This window comes from uncultured Sulfitobacter sp., assembly GCF_947499945.1.
In the GTDB taxonomy this organism is placed as follows: domain Bacteria; phylum Pseudomonadota; class Alphaproteobacteria; order Rhodobacterales; family Rhodobacteraceae; genus Sulfitobacter.
The window spans coordinates 83,687-108,429 of the sequence record NZ_CANMQD010000001.1; the positions used below are offsets into that span (position 1 = coordinate 83,687).

The 24,743-nt window shown below is 57.4% G+C and carries 27 protein-coding genes and 1 tRNA gene; 15 read left to right on the plus strand and 13 right to left on the minus strand.

What is annotated here, in order from left to right; all coding sequences use genetic code 11:
* Window positions 1-9: 9 nt before the first annotated feature.
* The 3 genes from Q0775_RS00405 to Q0775_RS00415 are packed head-to-tail and all read left to right on the plus strand — an operon-like array spanning window position 10 to window position 1,481.
* A complete protein-coding gene (locus tag Q0775_RS00405) occupies window positions 10-594 on the plus strand; it encodes a hypothetical protein (protein WP_298857056.1) in 585 nt (194 codons plus the stop codon).
* Window positions 591-1,097 carry a GNAT family N-acetyltransferase gene (locus tag Q0775_RS00410; protein WP_298857057.1) on the plus strand — a complete coding sequence of 169 codons (507 nt, stop codon included), beginning with the start codon at window positions 591-593 and terminating at the stop codon, window positions 1,095-1,097. The genes Q0775_RS00405 and Q0775_RS00410 overlap by 4 nt, the downstream gene beginning before the upstream one ends.
* A 27-nt stretch (window positions 1,098-1,124) precedes the next feature.
* Complete coding sequence (locus Q0775_RS00415) at window positions 1,125-1,481, plus strand: hypothetical protein (RefSeq protein WP_298857058.1); 357 nt, start codon at window positions 1,125-1,127, stop codon at window positions 1,479-1,481.
* An 18-nt stretch (window positions 1,482-1,499) separates the two neighbouring features.
* Here Q0775_RS00415 and Q0775_RS00420 read toward each other — a convergent pair whose 3' ends face one another.
* On the minus strand, window positions 1,500-2,603 hold the full coding sequence (locus Q0775_RS00420; RefSeq protein ID WP_298857059.1) for an anhydro-N-acetylmuramic acid kinase: 1,104 nt from the start codon (window positions 2,601-2,603) through the stop codon (window positions 1,500-1,502).
* 66 nt (window positions 2,604-2,669) lie between these two features.
* Between Q0775_RS00420 and tyrS the strand changes: the two genes are divergently transcribed.
* Both tyrS and Q0775_RS00430 read left to right on the plus strand, forming a co-directional pair.
* On the plus strand, window positions 2,670-3,953 hold the full coding sequence (tyrS, locus tag Q0775_RS00425; protein WP_298857060.1) for a tyrosine--tRNA ligase: 1,284 nt from the start codon (window positions 2,670-2,672) through the stop codon (window positions 3,951-3,953).
* A gap of 56 nt (window positions 3,954-4,009) precedes the next feature.
* Window positions 4,010-4,819: a GNAT family N-acetyltransferase gene (locus Q0775_RS00430; protein WP_298857061.1), complete on the plus strand. Its 810-nt coding sequence runs from the start codon at window positions 4,010-4,012 to the stop codon at window positions 4,817-4,819.
* Window positions 4,820-4,966: 147 nt separating this feature from the next.
* On the opposite strand, the gene Q0775_RS00435 is transcribed toward Q0775_RS00430, so the two are convergent.
* The 3 genes from Q0775_RS00435 to Q0775_RS00445 form a co-directional block, all read right to left on the minus strand.
* A complete protein-coding gene (locus tag Q0775_RS00435) occupies window positions 4,967-6,775 on the minus strand; it encodes an ATP-binding cassette domain-containing protein (RefSeq protein ID WP_298857062.1) in 1,809 nt (602 codons plus the stop codon).
* A 35-nt stretch (window positions 6,776-6,810) separates the two neighbouring features.
* The gene (locus tag Q0775_RS00440) at window positions 6,811-7,473 is read right to left on the minus strand and encodes a GNAT family N-acyltransferase (protein WP_298859886.1); all 663 of its coding nucleotides are present in this window, start codon (window positions 7,471-7,473) and stop codon (window positions 6,811-6,813) included.
* 89 nt (window positions 7,474-7,562) lie between these two features.
* Window positions 7,563-8,027 carry an outer membrane protein assembly factor BamE gene (locus Q0775_RS00445; RefSeq protein ID WP_298857063.1) on the minus strand — a complete coding sequence of 155 codons (465 nt, stop codon included), beginning with the start codon at window positions 8,025-8,027 and terminating at the stop codon, window positions 7,563-7,565.
* Window positions 8,028-8,115: 88 nt separating this feature from the next.
* Between Q0775_RS00445 and Q0775_RS00450 the strand changes: the two genes are divergently transcribed.
* The 8 genes from Q0775_RS00450 to Q0775_RS00485 all read left to right on the plus strand — a co-directional run bounded on the left by Q0775_RS00450 (window position 8,116) and on the right by Q0775_RS00485 (window position 14,338).
* Window positions 8,116-8,670 (plus strand): DUF177 domain-containing protein, encoded by a 555-nt coding sequence (locus Q0775_RS00450; RefSeq protein ID WP_298857064.1) that lies wholly within the window; start codon window positions 8,116-8,118, stop codon window positions 8,668-8,670.
* Between the two features lie 183 nt (window positions 8,671-8,853).
* Entirely contained in the window at window positions 8,854-9,060 is a 207-nt protein-coding gene (gene rpmF / locus Q0775_RS00455; protein WP_025062498.1) for a 50S ribosomal protein L32, read from the plus strand.
* A 39-nt stretch (window positions 9,061-9,099) separates the two neighbouring features.
* The gene (gene plsX / locus Q0775_RS00460) at window positions 9,100-10,176 is read left to right on the plus strand and encodes a phosphate acyltransferase PlsX (protein WP_298857068.1); all 1,077 of its coding nucleotides are present in this window, start codon (window positions 9,100-9,102) and stop codon (window positions 10,174-10,176) included.
* Window positions 10,173-11,144, plus strand: a complete 972-nt coding sequence (locus Q0775_RS00465) for a beta-ketoacyl-ACP synthase III (protein WP_298857070.1) — start codon at window positions 10,173-10,175, stop codon at window positions 11,142-11,144. The genes plsX and Q0775_RS00465 overlap by 4 nt, the downstream gene beginning before the upstream one ends.
* An 88-nt stretch (window positions 11,145-11,232) precedes the next feature.
* A complete protein-coding gene (gene ihfA / locus Q0775_RS00470; RefSeq protein WP_298857072.1) occupies window positions 11,233-11,535 on the plus strand; it encodes an integration host factor subunit alpha in 303 nt (100 codons plus the stop codon).
* The gene (locus Q0775_RS00475; RefSeq protein WP_298857074.1) at window positions 11,510-13,018 is read left to right on the plus strand and encodes a MerR family transcriptional regulator; all 1,509 of its coding nucleotides are present in this window, start codon (window positions 11,510-11,512) and stop codon (window positions 13,016-13,018) included. The genes ihfA and Q0775_RS00475 overlap by 26 nt, the downstream gene beginning before the upstream one ends.
* A 69-nt stretch (window positions 13,019-13,087) precedes the next feature.
* Window positions 13,088-13,164 (plus strand) — tRNA-Pro (locus Q0775_RS00480).
* A gap of 97 nt (window positions 13,165-13,261) precedes the next feature.
* Complete coding sequence (locus Q0775_RS00485; RefSeq protein ID WP_298857077.1) at window positions 13,262-14,338, plus strand: 2'-deoxycytidine 5'-triphosphate deaminase; 1,077 nt, start codon at window positions 13,262-13,264, stop codon at window positions 14,336-14,338.
* A gap of 1 nt (window position 14,339) precedes the next feature.
* Here the strand turns inward: Q0775_RS00485 and Q0775_RS00490 are convergent, their stop codons facing one another.
* From Q0775_RS00490 to Q0775_RS00525, 8 genes are all read right to left on the minus strand, one after another.
* Window positions 14,340-14,567 carry a hypothetical protein gene (locus Q0775_RS00490; RefSeq protein ID WP_298857079.1) on the minus strand — a complete coding sequence of 76 codons (228 nt, stop codon included), beginning with the start codon at window positions 14,565-14,567 and terminating at the stop codon, window positions 14,340-14,342.
* A 58-nt stretch (window positions 14,568-14,625) separates the two neighbouring features.
* Window positions 14,626-15,282 (minus strand): SMC-Scp complex subunit ScpB, encoded by a 657-nt coding sequence (gene scpB, locus Q0775_RS00495; protein ID WP_298857081.1) that lies wholly within the window; start codon window positions 15,280-15,282, stop codon window positions 14,626-14,628.
* Window positions 15,283-15,286: 4 nt separating this feature from the next.
* Window positions 15,287-16,069: a ScpA family protein gene (locus tag Q0775_RS00500; RefSeq protein ID WP_298857083.1), complete on the minus strand. Its 783-nt coding sequence runs from the start codon at window positions 16,067-16,069 to the stop codon at window positions 15,287-15,289.
* On the minus strand, window positions 16,062-17,069 hold the full coding sequence (nagZ, locus tag Q0775_RS00505) for a beta-N-acetylhexosaminidase (protein WP_298857085.1): 1,008 nt from the start codon (window positions 17,067-17,069) through the stop codon (window positions 16,062-16,064). Before nagZ ends, Q0775_RS00500 begins: the two co-directional genes overlap by 8 nt.
* Entirely contained in the window at window positions 17,066-18,061 is a 996-nt protein-coding gene (locus Q0775_RS00510) for an SPOR domain-containing protein (RefSeq protein ID WP_298857087.1), read from the minus strand. The genes nagZ and Q0775_RS00510 overlap by 4 nt, the downstream gene beginning before the upstream one ends.
* A gap of 73 nt (window positions 18,062-18,134) precedes the next feature.
* Window positions 18,135-19,880 (minus strand): arginine--tRNA ligase, encoded by a 1,746-nt coding sequence (argS, locus tag Q0775_RS00515; protein ID WP_298857089.1) that lies wholly within the window; start codon window positions 19,878-19,880, stop codon window positions 18,135-18,137.
* 73 nt (window positions 19,881-19,953) lie between these two features.
* A complete protein-coding gene (locus tag Q0775_RS00520) occupies window positions 19,954-20,559 on the minus strand; it encodes a hypothetical protein (RefSeq protein ID WP_298857091.1) in 606 nt (201 codons plus the stop codon).
* Window positions 20,560-21,753 (minus strand): deoxyguanosinetriphosphate triphosphohydrolase, encoded by a 1,194-nt coding sequence (locus Q0775_RS00525; protein WP_298857093.1) that lies wholly within the window; start codon window positions 21,751-21,753, stop codon window positions 20,560-20,562.
* A gap of 93 nt (window positions 21,754-21,846) precedes the next feature.
* On the opposite strand from Q0775_RS00525, the gene Q0775_RS00530 reads away from it, so the two are divergent.
* Complete coding sequence (locus Q0775_RS00530; protein WP_298857095.1) at window positions 21,847-22,170, plus strand: iron-sulfur cluster assembly accessory protein; 324 nt, start codon at window positions 21,847-21,849, stop codon at window positions 22,168-22,170.
* Window positions 22,171-22,646: 476 nt separating this feature from the next.
* Window positions 22,647-23,456: an exodeoxyribonuclease III gene (gene xth / locus Q0775_RS00535; protein WP_298857097.1), complete on the plus strand. Its 810-nt coding sequence runs from the start codon at window positions 22,647-22,649 to the stop codon at window positions 23,454-23,456.
* 50 nt (window positions 23,457-23,506) lie between these two features.
* Here xth and Q0775_RS00540 read toward each other — a convergent pair whose 3' ends face one another.
* Complete coding sequence (locus Q0775_RS00540; protein ID WP_298857099.1) at window positions 23,507-24,601, minus strand: Hint domain-containing protein; 1,095 nt, start codon at window positions 24,599-24,601, stop codon at window positions 23,507-23,509.
* Window positions 24,602-24,743: the final 142 nt, after the last annotated feature.

Sequence of the window (24,743 nt, forward strand, 5' to 3'; positions counted from 1 at the left end):
TGCTGGGTTGTGGGTGATACGCTCACCCACTTCACCCCCGCTTCAAACGCTGGCGGCATCAATGCACTTGGCTTGATGCCGCCTTCCATGCTTGCGAAAAAGGCTGGCCTTGATCCGTCCACTATCCTGCTTCGCGCCAATCCTGTTGAGTTCAAGATAAAGCGCCACACGGTACGCCTCAACCACCAGCGTCCGCTATTGGCAGGCCGTGGCAAAGAGGGGCAATTCCTCGAGGGCCACACATTGCAAAGCTGGGCCGCCCAGCTCGACACCCGCATCTTCCTGTGGCGCGGACAACAGGGCGACGCCTTCGCCCGCAGCCTGCCCGACGACACCCTGCGCTTTGATATCGACACGGCAACCCTCTATGACCTGTATCGCGATCATATCTGGCTCAGCCCGATTAACAGCGGCAGTGCCATGCGCAAACCCGCCATGCGCGGCGATTGGCTTTACGTAAGCGTGAACGCCACACAGCGCGAATTCTGGTACAACCGCCGCACCCCAGAGCGCAATTTTATTAATGACCGCGTCAAAGAAATATCGCTCACCTGCCCGATCCCGCCCGACATGCTTAAAGCGCTGCGCAAATGACCCTCATCCGCCCCGCCACAACGCCTGACGACCTCGCCGCTGTCCGCCAGTTGTGCTGGGACTATCGCACGCATCTGAACGCCGCCAGCCCCATCGACGCACAGATCACCGAGACATTTTATCCCGTTCCCAAGTACACCGCACTGATGGACACGATTGCGACAGAACATGCCCGCCCCAAAGGCATCATCCTGCTGGCAACGCTTGACAATCAACCCGTTGGCTGCGCCATGACCCACGCGCTGGACGCGCATTCCGCCGAGATCAAGCGCCTCTACGTCGCGCCCCATGCACGCGGCCATGGCATCGCTCGCAAACTGGTCACGGCCTGCATGGAGCAGGCCCGCACTGACGGCTTCACCCGCATCCTGCTGGATACCTCGGTCACCCTCATCCCAGCACGCGCCCTCTACACTGCTATGGGCTTTTCCCAGCGCGGCCCTTACCAGAACATCCCCGCAGACGTGCTACCGCATCTGGTGTTTTTTGAGGCTGCCCTGTAGGGCAAAGCAGCAACACGGGAGATAGCCATGAGCCGCAAACGCACCATCGCCCTCGCAGGCGCAGCCCTCCTCGCCACTCTCGCCCTGATCGAACGCGCCACCAACAGCGTGGAACTGGTCCCTGCGAACGTCATTGGATTGCAGCAAGGTATTCCCAATGAAGGGCCAAACCGATGGATCGCCGCCTTTGAGCTAACCACGTCGGAAATCAGAGGCGACAAAGCGTTTAACATCACAGAAGACGGAACCGCCCCCCTGCTTGCTTACGGTGATCCCATTTGCCTGCGACTGCATCGCCGCGGTTGGGCAGCACCCAAATTTCAGATTGTCTCCGATAAGAGCTGCTGGGACGGCGTTGATATGCCTGCATGGACAATTGAATAACGTACACAGACCTTTAGATCACGGCACGCTTACCGTCCCGCCGCCCACAGCCGCGCGCACACCAGTCGTCCCCGCGCAGCTCGTCGGCATTCCCCGCGCCACGCGCACAGCAAGATAGGCAAAGGCCTGCGCCTCCAACATATCGCCGTCCAGACCCACTTCTTCAACAGGCACCACAGGACAGTCAAGCGACACCTCAAGCATCTGCATCAGAACGGGATTGCGCCGCCCACCTCCCGTCACCAAAACGCGGCTCGGTGGCGTTGGACAATGCTGCATCGCCTCAGCCACCCCCGCCGCACACATCGCCGTGAGGGTCGCCGATGCATCGCTGTTCGACAACTCCCGCACAAGCGCCACCATCTCGGCAAAATCATTTCGGTCCAGCGACTTCGGCGGCATGCGCGCAAAATACGGCTCCGCCAAAAACAGCTCCAATGCCCCCACTTCCACCGTGCCGCCCTGCGCAACAGCACCGTCGCGGTCATAAGCCAGCCCCAACCGCTCCTGCATCAAATCATTCACAGGCGCATTGGCAGGTCCGGTGTCAAATGCCAGCAGCGCCCCCTCATGATGCGGCTCGGGGATGCTCGGATCAACCCAAGTCAAATTCCCAACTCCGCCCAAATTCAAAAACGCCACAGGCTCGGTCACCCCGATATATCGCGCACAAGCATGATGGAAAAACGGCGCCAGCGGCGCGCCCTCACCGCCCAACTCCACATCCGCACTGCGAAAATCCCAAACCACAGGAACACCCAGCTCTTGCGCCAGCATTGCACCATTGCCCACCTGCAACGTGCCTTGCATCCGCGGCGCATGGGCAAGCGTCTGGCCGTGAAACCCGATCATATCCACATCCGTAAAATCCCGCAGAATCTCGAGATGTGCCGCTTCAATCACACCCGCCGCCGCCTCCACAGCCGCACCAGACCAAAGCCCGAAACCCGCCGCGACCCCCTTGCGCTCCTGCCCCGAATACTCCCGAAACGCCGAGCGCCCAAAACCAAAAATGTCGCGTCCGTCCGTCTCCAGCACCGCAACATCAACCCCGTCCAATGACGTCCCCGACATCGCACCAGCCGCACGCACCACACCCGTCTTTGCAATGGCTTTACTCATAGTGTCTTTTCCTTTGGACGCAGCACCCCTATAGATGCCCTGCAATTCAAGCCGAGGGCAAGCGCCATGACATACCATCCCAAATCAGATTTCGTACGTGTGATGATGGAGCGGGGCTTCCTTGCCGATTGCACCGACTATCAGGGCCTCGATGAGGCACTGCTCAAGGGTGGCATGCCAGGCTACATCGGTTTCGATGCCACAGCCAAATCCCTGCACGTAGGCTCGCTGATCCAGATTATGATGCTCCGCTGGTTGCAAAAGACAGGTGGCAAGCCGATCACCCTGATGGGTGGCGGCACCACAAAAGTGGGCGACCCCTCTTTCCGCGCAGATGAACGTCCCCTGCTCACGCCAGAGCAGATCGACGACAACATCGCAGGCATCCGCCAAGTGTTCAGCGCCTACCTCAGCTATGACGAGGGCCACGTGCCCTCAAGTAGCGTAGCGGTAGGGCAAGATAATGTCGCGATGATGATTAACAACGCCGAATGGCTCGACGGTCTCAACTACCTCGACTTCCTGCGCGACATCGGCCGCCATTTCTCCATCAACCGCATGCTGGCGTTTGAAAGTGTGAAATCACGCCTCGACCGCGAACAATCCTTGTCGTTCCTTGAATTCAACTACATGATTCTCCAAGCTTACGACTTTATGGAGCTGCACCGCCGCTACGGCTGCGTTTTGCAAATGGGCGGCTCGGATCAATGGGGCAATATCGTCAACGGCATCGACCTCACCCGCCGCGTGATTGATGGCGAAGTCTACGGCCTAACCTCGCCCCTTCTCACCACCTCAGACGGAAAGAAGATGGGAAAATCTCAATCAGGTGCCATCTGGCTCAACCCCGACATGCTCTCGCCCTATGAGTTCTGGCAGTTCTGGCGCAACACCACCGACGCCGACGTGGGCCGCTTCCTCAAGCTCTACACAGAGCTGCCCGTCGATGAATGTGACCGCCTCGGCGCGCTGGAAGGGTCCGAGATCAACGAGGCCAAGATCAAGCTTGCCAATGAAGTCACGGGCCTGCTCCACGGCGCAGATGCAGCAGCAGCGGCAGAAGCAACAGCACGCGAAGTCTTCGAGAAAGGCGGCGTTGGTGACGACCTGCCCACCCTAACCCTCACGAGCGACGAGATCGGCGATGGCATCTCCATCGTGCAACTCATCGTGAAATCAGGTCTCGCAGGATCGGGAAAAGAGGCCAAGCGCCTGATCTCCGAGAGTGGTGCTAAAATCAACGACGAGCCGCTCACGGATGCAGGTATGATGATCGACGCGAGCGTGCTTGCCACACCCATCAAACTCTCCGCAGGCAAAAAACGTCACGCGCTCATCCAACTCAGCTAAATCAAAGGGGGCTACGGTTAAGCCCCCCTTAACCATCCTGCGGGCAAACTTGAGCAATGTTTGACGCAAGCCCCCCACACGCCAATCACCCCCTGATGCAAGACCGCGCCTTTGCCGCAGCTCTGCGCCTGTGCGGGGAAGACCCGATCACGCTGCCTTCCGGCCACATGCTGCTCAATCGCCGCATTTTGGGTATACCTGTCCTGATGCTGCCCCGCGCAGCACCGCCCCCTGACCTGATCGCTCAACTCAAAACACTCGGCCTCCAACGCCGTCCCCTGATCCTCTCGCCTGAACATCCCTGCAAAACACCCCGCGCCATAAACGTAGCTAATCCCCGCGCGCTCTACACAATCGACCTCACCCCCCCCCGCGAGGTCCGCCGCGCCGCCCTCCACCAAAACTGGCGTCACCAGCTCGGACAGGCAGAGCGCAGCCCCCTGCGCATCCTCCACCGCCCCCTAGCGCCAGACCATCCCCTATTGATCCTCGACGCCAAACAATCCCGCGCCCGCCGTTATCAAAATTGGCCAACCGCACTCACTTCGGCATTCGCCATCGCGGCGCCCGATCAAACCCACCTCTTCACAGCACTCCTGCGCGGTCACCCCGTCGCCCACATGCTGATGCTCACCCACGGCAACCGCGCCACCTATCACATCGGCCACACCACCGATGAGGGCCGCAGCCTTCACGCGCATAATCTGATTTTATGGGAAGCCATGAACACATTCGCCGCACGCGGGCTGACCACCCTCGACCTCGGCTCTGAAACCACGCCCCAAATCGACCGCTTCAAACGCCGCGCAGGTGCGCAGACGCTGCCCACAGGCGGCACATGGCTGCGCTGGACCCCGTTGGCCTAACGCGCAAGAATTTTCAAAAAATCTGTGCAAAATTTTTCAAAAAATTTTATCCCGCGCCCGATGCAAACACCAGGCTGCAAAATCAAGGGGGCGTCAGGGGGGTGTACAGCAGGTGTACGCGGGGTGCACAGATGGCACCCCCTATTTTCAGCTGTTGGATTTCTCTTCCAGCATCAGCCATTCTTCCTCGGCATCGCTCAGCTTTTCGTGCCGCTGTACAAGCGCGTCACTGGCCTTCTGGAACTTCGCAGGCTGCTCTGTAAACAGTGCCGGATCACCCAGCAGTTCTTCCAGCTTGGCAATCTCCGCACCGATGCGCTCGATCTCCGCAGGCAGCGCTTCAAGGCGGTGCTTCTCGGTAAAGCTCAAGCCCGCTTGCGGCTTCGCTTCTTTAGTTTGCTTCGCGCCAGAAGTCTTTGACTTCACAACACTATCCGCAAAATCTTCCATCCCGCGCTGCGCCAGATAATCGGTCCAGCCGCCTGCATATACAGTTGCTTTACCGTCACCTTCCATCGCAATCGTCGTCGCCGCAACACGGTCCAAAAAGTCACGGTCGTGGCTTACCAGAATGACTGTGCCATCATAGCTGCCCAGCAATTCTTGCATCAAATCAAGGGTTTCAACGTCCAAATCGTTGGTCGGCTCGTCAAGCACCAAAAGATTGCTCTCCCGCGCCATCAATTTCGCCAACAGCAGCCGCGCCTTTTCACCACCTGACAGAGACCGCACAGGCGCCCGCGCCTGCGCCTCGTCGAACAGGAATTCTTTTAGGTAACCAACTACATGCTTGGGGTTTCCCCGCACCAAAATCTGGTCCGCCTTACCCGAGACGCGCATGTCAGGATCACCCGTCAGGCTGTCCCAAAGCGTCATATCCCCGTCCAACTGCGCACGCGCCTGATCGAACAGAGCCAGCGCCAGATTGGTCCCGATCTTCACTTCACCACTGTCGGGCTGCTCCTTACCGATGAGCATATTCAGCAGCGTTGTCTTGCCCACACCGTTCGGCCCCACAAGGGCAATCCGGTCCCCACGGTTCACCGTCAGCGAGAAGTCATGCAGAATGACCTTGTTTCCATAAACCTTAGTGATGTTAATGGCTTCCATCACTTTACGGCCGGATTTCGGCCCCGCCTCCAGCGCCATGGCGGCCGTGCCCTGCCGTGTGATCTGGCTGCTCCGCTCAGCGCGCAATTCCTGCAAAGCACGCACGCGGCCTTGGTTCCGTTTGCGCCGCGCCGAAATGCCTTCAACTGCCCACCGCGCTTCAGACTTGATCTTGCGGTTGAGCTTGTGGCGCTGCATGTCCTCTTCTTCCCAGATTTGGTCACGCCATGCCTCAAACCCTTGAAAACCAATCTCTTGGCGGCGCACAGCACCGCGATCAATCCAAAGGGTGGCACGGGTCAGCGCGTTGAGAAACGCACGGTCATGGGAGATAATCAGGTATGCCGCGCGAGTCGATTTCAGTTCTTCTTCGAGCCATGCAATTGCTTCAATATCCAAGTGGTTTGTCGGCTCGTCGAGCAGCATCAACTCAGGCTCGAGCGCCATCAGACGCGCCAGCGCCGCCCGCCGCCGCTCTCCGCCAGAGGCGGTTGCCACAGGGCGCTCGGGATCGAATTTCAGACCTTCGCCCGCGCGCTCGACCTTATACAATTCACCCGGATCTAGGCCGTGCGAGGCAAAGTCGCCAAGCGTCTCAAACCCCGATAAATCAGGGTCCTGCTCCATATATCCTACGGTGACGCCCGGCCCTGCGGTGATGTCGCCCTTATCGGCCTCCACCAGTCCGGCCATGACCTTCATCAGCGTCGATTTGCCAGAGCCGTTACGCCCAACCAATGCCAATCGGTCACCTTGCTGGATGACCAGACCAAGGTTTTCAAATACAGGATCACCGCCAAAAGTGAGGGCGATATCGGAGAGCTGGAGAAGGGGTGCGCGTGCCATGGGTGTCGCCTACTGTGCCGCGCCGAATTCGTCAATCAGACAAGTGCACGAAGGCGGCTTTTCCGTGCGGCAGGAATGGCCCCGATCTCAAGCGCGGTGAACACATGCAGCGTATTCATCGCACGGTCCACAACGGCATGGTCGCTAACCCAACCGCCCATCGCCAGATAAGTCCGTAATAATGGCGGTAAAACCGCATTCGCTTTTGCCAGATTAGGCTTGCGCCGCAGGATCGCACTATAGCGGTAGACCTCCGCCGCCTTAACTTGGGGCATCCACTGTGACGGCCCCATATGTCGCGCCTTGAGCACGGCAAAAGCGTCTATATAAATCTGAGGGTCGGTTCCCATGAAAGAAGAGCAGCCAAACAACATCTCTATGCCATTTGCGTCCACATAGGCCGTAAGAGCCGCCCAGGCGATGCGCAGAATGTCCGGATCATTGAGATCGGGGTGGATGCAAAAGCGGCCAAGTTCAAGCATCGGCCCCTTAAATGCCTGTAAGGCCGTAAGGTCATAAAAATCGGCAGCGTAGCTGTCTTGTAAATCCGTTCCGACAAACTGCGCCATACGGAATGTCGCTACAATATGCCCTGTAGCACTACGGACAACGACATGCGTGGCACTGACATCAAAGCGATCAGGCACGCCACCCACAGCACCAAAACACAGATCGCGCAGATTAAACACAGCGTTCATATCAGCCGCACCATTGGCGGGCTCAACTCTATAGATACCTTTGGCCAAGGGGGTCATCGGAGGCTCACGGCGCGCAGGCTGTCGCCGGATCAGCTCGCAAGTCCAGCTGGGTTGAAGCGGCCAAGGTTGCCTAGAAGCTGGCGGATAAAACTGTTGTCGCGAACACCCGAGGTCGTCACACGGCGCGTAAGGGGCACAACTTGGCCGCGCTCAAGTCCGAATGTCTCGATGTTGCTCACCACACCTGCGCTGTCAAAGCTTATGGCAAGCACACGGCGCTCGATCTCTTTGGGCGCCAGCGCGCCAAATGTCCGCTTGCGACTGCGCACATAGTAAAATCCGCTTTCGTTCACGACACCTGCCGTAGAGGGCGTCCCAATGGTTTCTTCAACAGAAGCGCGTGTATCGACGCCGACAACAATCTGCTCCAGCTCGTCTTCGGGTGGAATATAGCCGTGATTTTGGAACTGGGGCGCACAGGCCGAAACCGTGCCAGCCAACACTGTGGCGAGCAGCACACGCCGCACAAAGCTCGTGTTAATAAAGATACCCATGGCACTGCCCCTTGCTCTTAGCCTGTCTGGCTTTTATCTCGCATATACCAGATGCGCCCCATGGTTCAAGAATTGAAAGCACATACACATGTCGCCCACACCTCCTACAGTCAGCAGTTTACGCGTAGCGAACCTGTCACAATCCAGCCCGAACCCCTTTTCACTGCGCCCAGACGCCGCCACCCTCGCCAAAATTGCCGAAGGTATGGGCTTGCTCGGATTGCGCAAATTGTCTTTTGAAGGGGACCTCAGCCCGTTGGGGGATCGTGACTGGCAGCTTAAAGGCCGCTTGGGCGCTACAGTTGTGCAGGCTTGTGTGGTGACCCTTGAGCCTGTGATGACACGCATTGATACGGACGTCGTGCGCACCTTCATCCGTGACTATACCGACATCGACGCACCCGAAGCGGAAATGCCAGAGGATGATAGTGTGGAGCCTTTGGGCACATGGATTGATCCCGCAGAGGTGATGGAAGAAGAACTGGCCCTCGCCCTGCCCGAATATCCCCGCAAGGCAGAAGCAGAGTCTGCAACCATCCGCGTGACCGAGCCGGGCAAAGAGCCGATGACCGACGAACAGGCCCGTCCTTTTGCCGGTTTGGCCGCTCTCAAGGACCAGCTCAGTGGTGACAAGGATAAATAACGCGCCGAAACCCGCTTGCACCCTCTGAATTTCGCAGTATTTTGCGCCTCTCCCGTGAATTAGCGTTGGACAAGCGAGCGGCACTTGCCTAAACGCACGACACGCCCGTACGGGAGTTGATATGAAACACGGCCCGACGCAGCCGATCTGCGCACCATGGCCCCGAATACAAAGGCACCTGATATGGCTGTCCAGCAGAATAAAGTCTCCAAATCACGCCGCAACAACCGCCGCTCACACGATTCGCTGACAGCAGCGAACCCGAACGAGTGCACAAACTGCGGTGAGCTTAAGCGCCCACACCACGTTTGCTCCGCATGTGGCCACTATGCTGACAAAGAAGTTGTAGCGCAGAACGACGAGATTGATCTCGACGAAGACGCGGCGTAAGCTGCGCCGAGCAGTAACAACTAAAGGCATTCGCACCAGATGACGGCCCCGACCGATCACACATCCGCGAACGCCCGCACCCTCATCTCGGTCGATGCGATGGGGGGCGATCAAGGACCGGCAGCTGTGGTTGCCGGTTGTCTTATTTCGGCCAAAGCAAATCCTGACATTTCCTTTATTCTGCACGGTCCTGAGGCCGAGTTGCGTGCGCTGGTGGTCAAACACCCCCTGTTGGAAAGCCGCACCACCATCCGCAACGCTGTGGGTGTCGTGACTATGGATGACAAACCCAGTCACGTCGTGCGCACGGGAAAAGACACCTCTATGTGGTCCGCCATCGAGGCTGTTCGCTCTGGCGAGGCTGCCGTCGCCGTATCTTGCGGCAACACAGGCGCGCTTATGGCCCTGTCGATGATCCGCCTGCGCAAACTGCCCGGTGTGAACCGCCCTGCGATTGCCGTCCTCTACCCCTCCTCCAACAAGCAGGGGTTTAACGTCATGCTGGACGTGGGTGCGGACATAAAGGCGGATGCCGATGATCTGCTCCGGTTTGCCCTAATGGGAATGTCCTATGCCCGTAACGGTTTGGACGTGGAACGTCCGCGCATTGGTCTGCTGAATGTCGGAACCGAAGAGCATAAGGGCCGGACCGAGCTTAAGGAAGCCTATGACCTGATTCGCGACCATTCCACCGAAGCAGCATTCGAGTTTGTCGGATTCGTCGAGGGCGGCGATATTTCAGGCAACAAAGCCGATGTCATCGTTACAGACGGATTTACCGGAAATGTCGCCATTAAAACTGGCGAAGGTACCGCAAGCCTAATTGGCCAACGTCTACGCGAAGCGTTCAAATATTCCATACTATCGCGTCTGGCCTCCCTACTGGCCTACACGTCCCTGATGCGCCTGCGCCTCAAAATTGATCCGCGCCGCGTGAATGGTGGCGTATTTTTGGGCTTGAATGGCACAGTTGTAAAATCACACGGTTCAGCCGATGCGACCGGCATATCAGCAGCAATAAAATTGGCAGCGCAGCTGTCCGAGAACGGATTCAACGACAAGCTGGCCGCCCGCGTTGCCGCCGCTTTGCCAAGTGAGGAGCCAGCCCCCCAATGACCCTGCGTGCAGTTGTAAAAGGTGTGGGCCATTATTTGCCCGAACGTGTTGTAGAGAACGCAGAATTCGAGGCGACGCTCGACACAAACGACGAATGGATCAGAGCACGCTCAGGCATTGAGCGCCGTCATTTTGTCGGTAAAGGGGAGACAACCTCCAGCATGGCCACTGCCGCAGCGCAAGCCGCCCTTGATATGGCAGGTCTCACGCCGGATGATTTGGACACTGTTATTGTCGCGACCTCGACTGCTGATCTGACATTCCCCTCTGCTGCAACGATGGTGCAGGCGCAATTGGGCATGAAATCGGGCTTTGCCTTTGATATTCAAGCAGTTTGTGCGGGATTTATCTTTGCGCTGAGCAACGCCAACGCGCTGATCCTGTCGGGTCAGGCCAAACGTGTCATGGTCATCGGCTCAGAGACATTCAGCCGCATCATGGACTGGACCGACCGCGGCACCTGCGTTTTGTTTGGCGATGGCGCAGGTGCTGTCCTGCTCGAAGCACAGGAAGGCAATGGCACCACTGATGACCGTGGAATCCTGTCGACCGATCTTAATTCCGACGGCACGCAACGCGATCTGCTTTATGTCGACGGGGGCACCTCGACCGGCACGACAGGCTACCTGCGGATGCAGGGCAATCAGGTTTTCCGCCATGCCGTTGAAAAGCTGAGTCAAACAGCAACCACTGCAATGGCTACCGCTGGCGTAGAGAGCGCGGACGTCGATTGGATCGTTCCGCATCAGGCCAACATCCGCATCATCCAAGGCACCGCGAAAAAGCTTGGTCTGCCCATGGATAAAGTTGTCGTGACCGTTCAAGATCATGGTAACACTTCTGCCGCGTCAATCCCGCTGGCCCTGTCGGTCGGCGTCGAACGTGGCCAGATCAAGCAGGGCGATCTGATCGTGACAGAGGCGATTGGCGGCGGTTTGGCGTGGGGCGCGGTGGTTCTGCGCTGGTAGCGATAGCAGTTTCACGCGGATCGCAGAGCGTAATGATTGACTTGTTCAACACTTCTAGCCAAAGTCTTGGCAAATATCGGGGGAAACTATGACAACGAATACACTTACACGGATGGATCTGAGCGAAGCAGTGTTTCGCGAGGTGGGCCTGTCTCGCAACGAGAGCGCACAATTGGTCGAGACTGTGCTCGAAGAAATGTCCGATGCCCTTGTACGGGGCGAACAGGTTAAAATTTCCTCTTTTGGCACATTTTCCGTCCGCTCGAAATCGGCTCGCATCGGCCGAAATCCAAAAACAGGCGAAGAGGTTCCGATCAACCCGCGGCGAGTCCTGACGTTTCGTCCATCACACCTGATGAAGGACCGTGTCGCGGACGGCAACAAGTCCTGAACTGATGCCAAAATCGCCTGACGCGTTCCGCACCATCTCTGAAGTTGCCGACTGGCTTGGTATCCAAGCGCATGTTTTGCGCTTTTGGGAGAGCAAATTCACGCAAGTGAAGCCGATCAAACGCGCGGGCGGCCGCCGCTATTACAGACCTGCTGATATGCAACTGCTGGGCGGCATCCGCAAGCTTTTGCATGACGACGGCCTGACCATCAAAGGTGTGCAAAAGATTTTGCGCGAAGAAGGCATGAGCCATGTCGCTGCGATGTCGATGCCACTTGATGATGCCGATATTGAGGCACCCGCTCCAACGGCGTCAGTCCAAAAACAAAAGCCAGTCGTGGAAGAAGCCGTTGTGCTGCCTTTCGAGGCACCAAAAGATCATGAGCGCAGCGCAGAACCTGTGGCAGAGCGAGAGCCTGAAGCCGCCAGCCCTGAGCAGGAAGAAGCTCCACAAGCAGATACCATTGAGGTCGTTGAAGTTCCGGATGATGCTCCTACCGAAGCTGAAACTGGGAGTACCGCCCCAGATATGCCTGAAGCTGAGCCTGCGACTCCAAAAGCTGCTGATAACCCGGCACAGACTACTGCACCCGTTGAGGAGACCGCGCAAAATGAAGAACAGGAAAATGCCGAGCAATTGGTAGCGCCTGCGCAGGCTGACGGTTCGCGAGAGGGCGCCCCTGATAAAGAAGCTACTGAGGCACCTGCGCCAGATGAAGTATCTGAAATCGAACCTGCTATTGTAGTAGCCACTGATGTGCCGACAGTTAAAATAACGCCCGACCAGACCGAAGCAGCGCCTGTATCGGATGAGGGCGTGACAGCCGAACCTGCCGTTGTTTCACCTGTTGAGCCCCAGACAGCAACAAGCAATCCGGCTGATGGCGAGGCGACTTCCAAAGACGTTGTAGAGGACGAAGCTGCTGTTGATGCCCCCGTAGAGACTTCGGCAGCAGCGAAAGAAGCCACAAAGCCATCCGAAGAAGCCGAAGCAGAGCCGGTTGAGGTAACGCCAGCCGCGCCTGCGCCCGTTGAGGCCGCACCGAGCCAAACTGCGGATGCAGAAACGGCAGACGTAAAGCCGGATATGCCACCACCAGCGGAAACGCCCTCCCCCCTGCCATCATTCCTGCGCAAACCTGCCGAAGACACACCAATCGCGGCTGCAGCTGACGAGAGCAACAAACCCGCCGATGTGGAAACGCCGAAAGAGGCAGAGGCCGAGCCAGAGCAGAATACAACGACCGAGGCCCCTGCGCCCGTAGCAGAAACGCCCTCTGCCCCGAAAGCACGCGATATCGGCATGCCGAGCGTCACACCAGAAGCGGAAATCCACGCAAGCGCAGCCGCGCTCACACGTGTCAGCCAAATTCACAAACTGGATGCTGCAACAGCGCAAAAGATTGGGCCGCTCCTCGCCCAGTTGAGTGCGTTGCGCGACCGCATGGCAGCACGTACCGGCAGTGCAGTACCAAAATCCTGAAACCCTCGTGCCAATGGGTGCGATTGCCTCTTGCACAGGCCTCCCGATACGGTATGAACACGCCATGTTCGGGCTATGGCGCAGCCTGGTAGCGCGTCCGTCTGGGGGACGGAAGGTCGCAGGTTCGAGTCCTGCTAGCCCGACCACGACATACACAAAACGCTCGTATCCCTTTTGGGTGCGGGCGTTTTGCACATATTGCGGCTGTCTTGGCATTTGGATGGTCTACGGAGAGGAAATCTTATGTCCGGTGTGATCCCCAACCAACAACTTGAAGCGATGATTGCCGCGGGCGTGATCTCCGCCGCCTCTGCCGTTGATCCCGCCCAGATACAACCTGCCAGCCTTGATTTGCGCTTGGGCACTGTAGCCTACCGCGTGCGGGCCTCTTTCCTTGCGGGGCGCGGCGCAAAGGTGTCCGACCGATTGGACGAGTTCGAGATGCACCGCGTGGACCTGACAAACGGTGCCGTGCTGGAAAAAGGGGCGGTTTATGTCGTCCCCCTGATGGAACACCTCGCCTTGCCCGACACAGTCAGCGCCGTGGCCAATGCAAAAAGCTCGACAGGGCGGCTTGATCTGCTGACGCGCCTCATTACGGATGGCGGGACGGAGTTTGATCGCATCGGTGCGGGCTACACCGGTCCGCTCTATGCCGAGATTTGCCCCCGCTCCTTCTCCGTTCTCGTCCGTCCAGGTATGCGCCTCAATCAGATCCGTTTCGGCACCGGTGACGCGACGCTGGACGATGATGCACTGCGCGCACTCCATGCCGAGACGCCGCTTGTGAACGGGGATGCGGTGATAAGCGATGGCTTAGGCTTTTCCGTTGATCTGCGGCTCAAGGATACTACGCTGGTGGGCTACCGTGCCAAGCCGCATACAGGGGTTATCGACCTCGACAACATCAACCACTACGCTCCCGCTGACTACTGGGAAGAAGTGCACAGCGACAATGGCCAGATCATCCTCGACCCCGGTGCATTCTATATTCTGGTGAGCCGAGAGGCTGTGACCATTCCGCCAGACTTTGCGGCTGAGATGGCCCCCTATCTGGCCATGGTGGGCGAGTTCCGCGTGCATTACGCAGGCTTCTTTGATCCCGGTTTCGGCCACTCCGCCGCAGGTGGTGCAGGCTCACGTGGCGTGCTTGAAGTGCGCTGCCACGAGGCCCCTTTTGTGCTGGAGCATGGGCAGATTGTCGGGCGGCTGGTCTATGAGAAGATGGTGGAGGCCCCTACTCAACTCTATGGTGCTGGAATTGCTTCCAATTATCAGGGCCAGGGATTGAAGCTGTCAAAGCACTTCAAAGCACCTTGATTTATGCCTGACCTTTATTCTGTTCGCGTCTGGCACGGCGTGCCGCACGCACTTCTTGCTGCGTTGGGCCGCGTTTGACGGGATTACCGTAATCGTCAATATCGCCTTGAGGCTGCTGCTCCTTGCGGCCATTGCGCATGGACGAGGCCTTATTAAAACCCGCATCAATCCCCTTGTTCAGGACTTTGCGCATAACGATCTTCATGACCATGTTGATTATCTGGTTCATCTTGCTCTCCTCACTTCATTTGTTGCCACTATAGCGACAATTGCGGCAATTCTGGGGATTAGTCTTCGAAAAGTTCGCTCTGCCCTTCGGTGCTCTCTGGCTCGTCCTCGCCATCGCCCACTTGTGGCAACATCCCGAGCGGGGATCGGTTCTCCAAAAGCCCAGCAGAGCGCAACTCTTTGAGCCCCGGCAGATCACGGGCGTTCTCAAGGCCAAAGTGGTCTAGAAAGCCCTCGGTCACGACAAAGGTCACAGGCCGCCCCGGTGTCATCTTGCGGCGTCCAAAGCGTATCCATTCAAGCTCCAAAAGCTGATCCACTGTGCCGCGCGAGACGGAGACACCTCGGATCTCCTCGATCTCGGCACGGGTTACGGGTTGGTGATAGGCGATGATGGCCAATGTCTCGATGGCAGCACGGCTGAGCTTACGCACTTCCACCGTTTCTTTTTGCATCAGATAGCCAAGGTCAGCAGCCGTCCGCAACGCATAGGCATCGCCGATCTTCATCACCTGCACACCGCGCCCCTCATAGCGCTTTCGCACAAAGACCATCGCCTCCGCCGCGTCACAGCCATGGGGCATGCGGGCTTCCAACTCCTTGAGCGTCACAGGCTCCGCACTAGCAAAAAGAACGGCTTCGATCATACGCTCTTGCTCTGCCATTGGCGGAGCGTCAAACAGACTTTCTTCTTCGTGATCAACATCTTCCGACATGATCTTAATCTCTCTTTCGCAACTGGATAGGCGCAAAACTCTCGCTTTGACGGATTTCCAAACGGCCCTCTTTGACCAGTTCCAGCGATGCCGCAAACGTCGCCGCAGTGGCCGAGCGGCGTTTGACCGGATCGCTTTCCCATCCTTCGGGCAAGAAGCTCATCAGATCACCCCAGTCACCCGCATACCCGATAAGACCGCGCATACGCTCCAAGGCTTGCTCCATCGTAAAGACCTTTTCGCGGTCCATCACAAAGGGTCGGAAATCATCGCGGGTGCGAATGCGGGCATAGCCCTGCATCAAGTCCAGCAACGTGGCAGTATAGGTAACCGAGCGCACCCGCTCTACCACTTGGGTTTGGCCCCGCGCAAAGAAATCACGCCCCAACTGGTCACGCGCCATGAGCCGCGCGGCCACGTCGCGCATCGCTGCCAAACGCTCAAGCTGAAACGCCAGATGCGCGGCAAGCTCCTCGCCTGACGGCCCTTCTTCGGTCGGATCAGGGGGCAATAATAGGCGGGATTTAAGAAACGCGAGCCATGCCGCCATCACAAGATAGTCAGCGGCAAGCTCCAATCGCAGCGCCTTCGCCTTTTCCACAAAGGCCAGATATTGCCGCGCTAATTGTAACACGGATATCTTGCGCAGATCGACCTTCTGGGTGCGGCTGAGGGTCAGCAACAGGTCAAGCGGACCTTCAAACCCGTCCACGTCAATGATCAGCGCCTCGGCAGCAAGGCGCTCCGCGACTGATCCGCTCTCTTGCCCGAATAAATTCTCAGCCATGCACACCCTCGCCCAGAAGTGCGCTAAGCTGCGCATCGAGGGCGGGAATGTCAATATCATCGGGCGTCTGCCGGTAGCTGAGCGCACGCAAGGCGCGACGGTGCGCGGCATCATTCATCTCACCCGCCGCTGCGGCCACTTCGGCGCGTTCGGCCAATGTGCCATTACAATGCAGGATGACATCACAACCTGCTGCAATCGCATCGCGGCTTAGATCGCCTAAATTACCCGAGAGCGCTTTCATCGAGATGTCGTCTGTCATGATCAGGTTGTCAAAACCGATATCCTCACGGATTACTTTCATCATCTTCGACGACAGGGTCGCAGGGGCAGAATCGATCGCTTCGTAAACCACATGCGCGGTCATTCCCATCGGCGTGTCGCGCAGGCGTTTGAAGGGCGCGAAATCGACACGGTCCAACTCTTCACGCGACGCACTCACATGGGGCAACTCGAAATGACTGTCAGCGGTGGCGCGACCATGGCCGGGAATGTGTTTGATCACGGGTAAAACACCGCCTGCCAGCATCCCGTCATTTGCCGCCTGACCCATGAGCGCGACATCCCGCGCATCTGTTCCATAGCAGCGGTTATAGAGAAATTCATGGGTGTCGGCACGTGGGACATCGACCATGGGGGCGCAATTACTATCGATCCCGAGGGCATAAAGCTCATGCGCAATAAGGCGAAACCGGATGTACATCGCCTCGGCGGCATTCTCGCCAGCGGCTTGCACGAAGTTCATCGGCGGCAGCCATTCGCGCCACGTCGGCGCACGCAGACGTTGGACGCGACCACCCTCTTGGTCAATAGTGATCGGTGCGTTGTGGCCCGCAGCTTCGCGGAAGTCATCGCAGAGCGCACGTACCTGATCAGGTGTATCAATGTTGCGCGCAAACAGGATAAAACCGAAGGGTTTTGTGTCGCGGAACAGAGATTTTTCCTCGGCAGTCAGGCGGAGGCCTTCTGCATCGAGGATCGTCGCGCCAAAACTGCTCATCGTGTTACCACAGGAATGCAGTCCACGCTTTCGGCAACCAATGCAGAGCAGAAGCGCCGTGCATCACCGATGTCTTCAAACCCTTGAGCACGCAAGCGGTAGAATGTGCGCCCGCCTGACTTGGCTTCCATCACAATCCGCATTTTGCCTTCCATAAACGGCGCAAAACGGGCGTTCAGCTTTCCCCACTGGGCACGGGCAATCTCGGGGCTGTCAAAGGCGCCAAGCTGCACCAGCCGTGTGCCAGCAGGCAAGGTAGCAGCATCCAGATCAATACCGCTGATCGCTGAAGACGCCGATGCAGGAACTGCTGCCACTGCTGCCGCACTGCGTTTGGGGCGCAATGTCGGGCGCAACGAGACACGCATGCCCTCGCCACTCAACGCGGCAGATAAATCCTGCGTCTCAATCGAGGCGAGCACAGGGGCGCTTTCGCCCTCCATATCGTCCATGGGCGCGATACCATTGGTCAGCTGCGCCACAAGGCTCTCGACAGACCCGCTCTCAAGGGCCGCTGCGATATCTTCAGCCGCTGGCGCTTCTATTTGCGGATCCTGCGCCACAATCTCTGTTGGAGCTTGAGCAACAGGTGCCTGCTCTGCGGCCACTTGCGACATGGCGGGCATGGGCTGGTCTTCCTCGGCCAACTCGACTGGACGCGGCGCAAGGCGTACTTCCTCCGCCAAATCATCCGTGGTTCCAAGGGCAGAAACCGAATTCACCGACAACCCTTGATGCTGGGCAAAAGCGCCACCCGGCTCTTGAGGGCGCACGCGCATCTCGCCTTTTGCTGCAGCGACAACAGGAATGCCGCTCACGTCGCGCACCAGCAGCTTATAACCCCAGACACCAACACCAATCACCAGCGCCAGCGACACAACGGCTCCAGTCAGGTTTGTCAGTTTTGCCATCGCATTGCTGGACGGCACTGAATATTCAGGGTGCACATGCGGAGCAAAGCCCCCTTGGGGGGATTGTGTGTAATCTGCCATCGTTGCCTCTCTGTCCGCGCGATACAGTGCCGCACGGATCATATGTCGTTGCCTGCTGCCCTGCGGTGGCTGCTTAGCGCATCTCTTCCGCAGGAGTTACGCCAAGGATACCCAAGCCTGCTGCAATTACAATCGCAACGGACCGCGCGAGGGCGATTTTCGCTTGGGATGTTGCAGGATCGTCCTCCTGAATGAACCGCAGGCTTGTTTCTGAGTTCCCGAGATTCCAGAAACCGTGCAAATCTCCTGCAAGTTCATAGAGATAAAAGGCGATCCTGTGCGGCTCGTTGCTGCGCGCGGCCGTCTCTACCAAACGCGGCCATTCTGCCACTTTGCGAAGCAGCGCCAGTTCAGCCTCATGGTCCAGCTTGCTTAAATCCGCCGACTTGAGCGCATCATCACTTACGTCGATACCTGCCTCTGCGGCCTTGCGCATCACACTGGCCACCCGCGCATGGGCGTATTGCACATAAAACACTGGGTTGTCGCGCGACTGCTCCGTCACCTTGTCAAAATCGAAATCGAGCGGTGCGTCGTTCTTGCGGGTAAGCATGACAAAGCGGGTCACATCCTTGCCCACTTCTTTGATAAGGTCACTGAGCAAGACAAAGTTGCCTGCCCGTTTGGACATCTTGAACTCTTCACCGTTTTTAAAGAGCTTAACCAACTGCGTCAGCTTGATATCTAGCGGCACTTTGCCACCCGAGAGCGCATGCACCGCCGCTTTCATCCGTTTGACATAGCCGCCGTGATCCGCGCCAAAAACGTTGATCAACGCGTCATAGCCACGCTCGACCTTGTCATTGTGATAGGCGATATCGGGCGCGAAATAGGTCCATGTGCCGTCGTTTTTCTGGATCGGGCGGTCTTGATCATCGCCAAACTCGGTGGATTTGAACAGGGTCTGCTCGCGCGCCTCGTAATCATCGGGAAGCTTGCCTTTTGGCGGCTCAAGCGTGCCACGATAGATCAGGCCCATATCATCGAGCTTTTTAAGGCAGGCTTCGATTTTACCCGTGTTATAAAGCGATTTCTCGGAAAAGAAGCGGTCCATCTTGACGCCAAGCAGCGCAAGGTCGGCACGGATCAGCTCCATCATTTCGTCTGTAGCAAAGTTACGGATCGGGACGAGCCATACATCCTCTGGCTGGTCGAGATATTGCTCGCCCACCTGCTCTTTAAGCTTTTGACCAACGGGGATCAGGTAATCGCCAGGGTATGTCCCATCGGGAAAAGCCACCGTCTGACCGTGCGCCTCTTGGTACCGCAAAAAGACCGACCGCGCCAAAGCGTCAATCTGGTTGCCACCATCGTTGATCACATATTCGCGCGTCACGTCCCAGCCGGAAAACGCCAACAGGCTCGCCAGTGCATCGCCAAAAACGGCACCGCGCGTGTGACCGACATGCAGCGGCCCTGTCGGATTCGCTGATACATATTCGACATTCACACTCCGGCCCGCACCCAGATCACCACGGCCATAATCCGTGCCAGCGGCCAGAACGTCGTGGGCGACGTGCTGCCACACGTCCGGCGCCAACCGAAGGTTGATGAACCCCGGCCCCGCCACATCGGCCTGCGTGACACGCGGATCTTGCGACAGCAGCAGCGCAAGCTCGACTGCAATATCGCGAGGTTTCATGCCTGCGGGTTTTGCCAGCACCATCGCGGCATTGGTTGCCATATCCCCGTGTGAGGCATCTCGCGGCGGCTCTGCTGTGACATTGTCGGTGACCAGACCCGCAGGCAAATCGCCAGCGGCAACCATCGCATCAAGTGCGGTCAAAACAAGGGTGCGGATATCGGCGAAAAGGTTCATTGCAATGCTCTCAGCGGGTGAAGTGACCTGTCATGTACCACCCTGACAGGGCGCGTCAATCAGGCCCCTTCAATCACAGGCGCAATTCTGTCCCCGTCAATGGGCCTAGTGATTTTGCCAAAAGGCCGACTACAGCGGCACGCGCAGGTGTAATCGCCCCTTCACCGACATTGATGAGGTTGAGCGTGATACCGTCACGGCGCAGCGCATGGGCAAGAGCCGCTTGCGCTGACACAAGTGCGGGGGCCAGCGCCCCTGCCCCCACATCCAACGCCTGCTCGGGCCGCGCCACGACAGTTAAAATCTGCCCCTCACAGGCGGAAAGGGCTGGCATAAATCCCTGAACAATCCCCTGAAGCACAGCTACATTCAGGTCCAGCTTGTCAGGGTGGCGCAGCGGCATCAGGTTCAGGACAGCGTCAAGGCGGGCCTCGCCCCACGCGCGGCCCACGCGACGCAATGCCTCTTCGGGTGTGCCCTTAAGCGTCAGCGGCACAGCACCCTTAATCTGTTTGAGCGCGTCGCCATTTGCATCCGCTGCAACAACTTGCGCACCAGACGCGCCGAGTGCGCGTGTGATGCTGCGCCCAAATCCGCTACAGGCGCCCAACACGATGATCCGTTTGCCTTGCAGCAGCAATTTCGGCGTCGTCACTATCTCGGCTTTCAAATCCAGCATTTATGATCCCTTCCCTGAAGTCCCACGTGCAGTTTGCACGCCGGCGCGGGGCGTGCCGCCGATCAGGCGTTCATGTTCTTGCAGAGCAAAACGGTCGGTCATGCCCGCAATGTAGTCAGCAACAATCCGCGCCAACAGTGTACGGTCTGTTCCCGCATGAGCAATATAATTTGCCCACTCAGAAGGCATAAGCTGTGGTTTTTCCAAAAATAGCGGAAAGAGATCTTCGACCACTCCCGTAACTTCGGCCCTGATTTTCATCACCGCAGGGGCGCGGTACATACGCGTGAACAAGAAGCGGCGGATTTCACCCAAGTCACGCCACATCGCATCTGAAAAGCAGATCACCGGACGCCCCAGATGGCGGATTTCTTCGACCGAGCTTGCACCGGAGGCGTCGAGACGCTCCTGAGATGTCTCAATCACATCGGCAACCATGACTCCAAACACGCGGCGCAGTGCTTCGTGGCGGCGGCGGTAGGCGTCCAGTTCGGGATAAAGCGCGTCTACCTGCGCATAGGCCTCGCGCAGCAGGGGCAGCTGGGCAATATCGGCCTCGGTGAACAGTCCTGCGCGCAGACCGTCATGCAGATCATGGTTGTTATAGGCGATGTCATCCGAAAGTGCGGCCACCTGCGCCTCCGCACTGGCATGGGTATGCAGTTCCAAATTGTGCAGCGCATTATAGTCGGCCAGCGCATGCGGCAGATCGCCTTCAACGGGCCCGTTGTGCTTTGCGATGCCCTCCAGCGTCTCCCATGTCAGGTTCAGCCCGTCGAAATCAGCGTAATGCTGCTCTAGCGAGGTGACAATCTTGATCGCTTGGGCGTTGTGGTCGAAACCGCCATATGGCTGCATCAGCGCATGAAGCGCATCTTCGCCCGTGTGCCCAAAAGGCGGATGGCCCAAATCATGTGCAAGGGCAATCGCCTCGGTCAGCTCTGCATTCAATTTGAGCGCCCCCGCAATGGTTCGCGCCACTTGGGCCACTTCAATCGAATGGGTCAGGCGCGTGCGGTAATAATCGCCTTCATGTTCAACGAAAACTTGGGTCTTATGCTTGAGCCTGCGGAATGCCGATGAATGGATAATCCGGTCGCGGTCACGCTGAAAGCAGGATCGAAAGCTGCTCTCGTCTTCATGGACACGCCTGCCACGCACGCGGTCAGGATCGGAGGCAAAGGATGCACGCATTGTATGGCTCCTGTAACGCGGCGCTTGTACCCCGCTTGGCTCAATCCTATATTACGACTAAGCCACAATGGAAACACATCGCGGAGTGACCCCATGAACCTGCCCCCTAAAGTGACGAAGCGCGCGTTTGAGCGTTTGTCAGAGATCGGCGCCGCCACCGAAGGCAAAGCCCTGCGCGTGGCAGTAGAGGGCGGCGGGTGTTCGGGTTTCCAGTACGAGATCGCGCTTGACGAGGCAAAGGAAGACGACCTTGTCCTGACAGGCGATGGTCAAACAGTAGTTGTGGACAGCATTTCCCTGCCGTTTCTTGCCAATGCAGTGATCGATTTCAGCGAAGAGCTGATTGGTGCCCGTTTTGTAATCGAGAACCCCAATGCGTCATCTTCCTGCGGCTGCGGCACATCATTCTCCATATAAGATCGTTTTCTAGATGATCGGGAGTGGGCCGCGTCAGAGAAATAGACGCAGAGCCGGAGAAATGATGCAAAGCGTTTCAAAGCTTATTGCCATTCTCGACCCTCACGTCAAAAACAACACTTTGAGTATCTTTACCAACCATCTTTCCCCGGCCCGGCGTTTCTCACGTTGGCTAGGACGGTTAAACATACGGACCTGCCATATGGTCAACCGGATCACGTCGTATGCTTAGATGCGGTCAGAAGGCGCAGTATAACAGGATGGGGCATGCACCCGTTTGGTGATTTGCCTTTACCCTCTGCGCCAGCGTCTCGCATCGTCGCGCTGTGGTATATACCTGTCTACTTCGCATAAAATACGCCCAAAAGCCACCATTCATTGCAGGCGTGCGTTTGCGTCGCAGCCCCACAGCCACCTTGCCCTGCCGCAGCATTTGCGCGATAGCATTTGCACGCCAGTCAAAGGAGCCCTGCCCCATGAAGATCGCCACATTCAACATTAACGGCATCAAGGCCCGCATTAACGCCCTCCCCGACTGGCTGGATGAGGCACAGCCCGATGTTGTGCTTTTGCAGGAAATTAAATCTGTGGATGAGGCATTTCCAACCGAAATTTTCGAAGACCGCGGCTATAACGTAGAAGTGCACGGGCAAAAATCATTCAACGGTGTGGGCATTCTATCAAAGCTCCCGTTGGAAGACGTCACTCGCGGCCTTCCCGGTGATGATATGGACGAACAAGCCCGCTATATCGAGGCGACTGTCGTCGGTGACAGCCATTCTGTGCGCCTGTGTGGTCTGTACCTGCCCAATGGCAACCCCGTTGAGTTGAATGAGGATGGCAGCCCTGTCGACGGTGGCAAATACGCTTACAAGTTGGCGTGGATGGACCGTTTGCGTGCCCGCGCCGAGGAATTGCTGGCCGAAGAAACCCCATTTCTGATGGCAGGTGACTATAACATCATTCCGCAGGATGAGGATTCTGCCAATCCCGACAGCTGGCGCGGCGATGCGCTGTTTCGCCCCGAAAGCCACGATAAATGGCGCAGGCTGCTCAATATTGGGCTGACGGAGGCCTTTCGCGCCCGTACCCAAGGGCCGGGCCATTACAGTTTTTGGGACTATCAGGCAGGTGCGTGGAACCGCAACAACGGCATCCGCATCGACCACTTCCTGCTGTGTCCCTACACCGCCGACCGCCTGCGCGATTGCCAGATCGACAAAGACATTCGCGCCCGTGAAAAGCCTTCAGATCACGTGCCAGTCTGGATCGAGCTTGATTTGTAAGGAAGCCGAGGGTCTGACGCTTTGCCTGTCATGCGCAAACGCCTTGCAGGTCAGATCAACAAAACGGCTTCTTTCGATTTGAGCTGGTGACGCGCTCTGTCCCCATAACCACCCAAATTTCCCGCAAGCTGAGGAAAGATATCGAATACTTCGCACCGGCTGTGCGGGGAGAGCATTTCCATACATTCAGCACCTAGATACAGGCTCTCAGACCACATACCATTTGCCTGGATCAAGCTGTGACAGTCCAGCAGGATATGATAATAGGTCACGCTCGGAACTGAACTGCGATAGGCGTAATCAGCATTCAACAGCCCTTTGGCTGCCGTGAGAACTTCCCTGTCGCCAAAGTAGATCGGCGCCTTCCAATGATCGTTCAGGACAGCGTGATTGGGCGACAGGCGGGTATCACAGCTTGGCACACCTGCGCCAAAAGCATGTGCCTTTATGGTAATAGGTTGCATGGATTTGTGGGTTGGCCCCAGACCTGCAAACCTGCGCTTACCAATCCAGCGGACTTTTTGTGCACCAAAATCTTTGGTGATCACTTCATCGCCAATGCACAAAGCTTCAACCGCTTGTTCCCCTAGCGCTGTCAGGATTTTTGTCCCTTCGGTAAAGCAGATGTAGCTGCTGCCAGGATCGGGCGTGGTCGCAAGGGTATAGGTGCCGTCGGGCTGAAGCTCCAACGACGAAACACCATTAATCTGTCCAGTGTTATCCAACTGCGCCGCTGTTTGCCCAGCAAAGGGATCGCCTGAATTTGTGGAAACGGTATAGGGCGTGCCACTCCAGTTATAGAGGCCGTAAGTCTCACCCGTGACAGCGTTATATAGCCCAACCGCATCCAGTGCGTGTAGCGCAATGTTGGTGCCGTTCTCGGAGGTGCCGAATGTGTAATGCAGAATGCCGTCATCATCATCGCCATCGGCGTTCAGATCTTCTGTGTAAAGGGTGCCATCCAGTGTCACATTGTGAATGTCACCCGCCGAGGGTGACGCGGTGGTAGAGCCGCTGTGGGTTCGATCATAAATAACCAACCGCAAATTTTGCGGGTCGGGATAATCGTCAGGGATGCGCACTTCGAGGAAATCAAGCGTACCGCCGCCAAGATATTTGATTTCCGAGATTGCTGGATCTGGCATGTTCTGTCCCTGCTTCCATCGATTTCGCAAAAGATACCGAAAGCGGATGACGGAAATGGGGCATTTTAATAAAATGATTATGATCGCGGAAAATCAGTTCAACTCCGCGTAAGTCGCTTACTTAAAGGACTATTTATTTCCC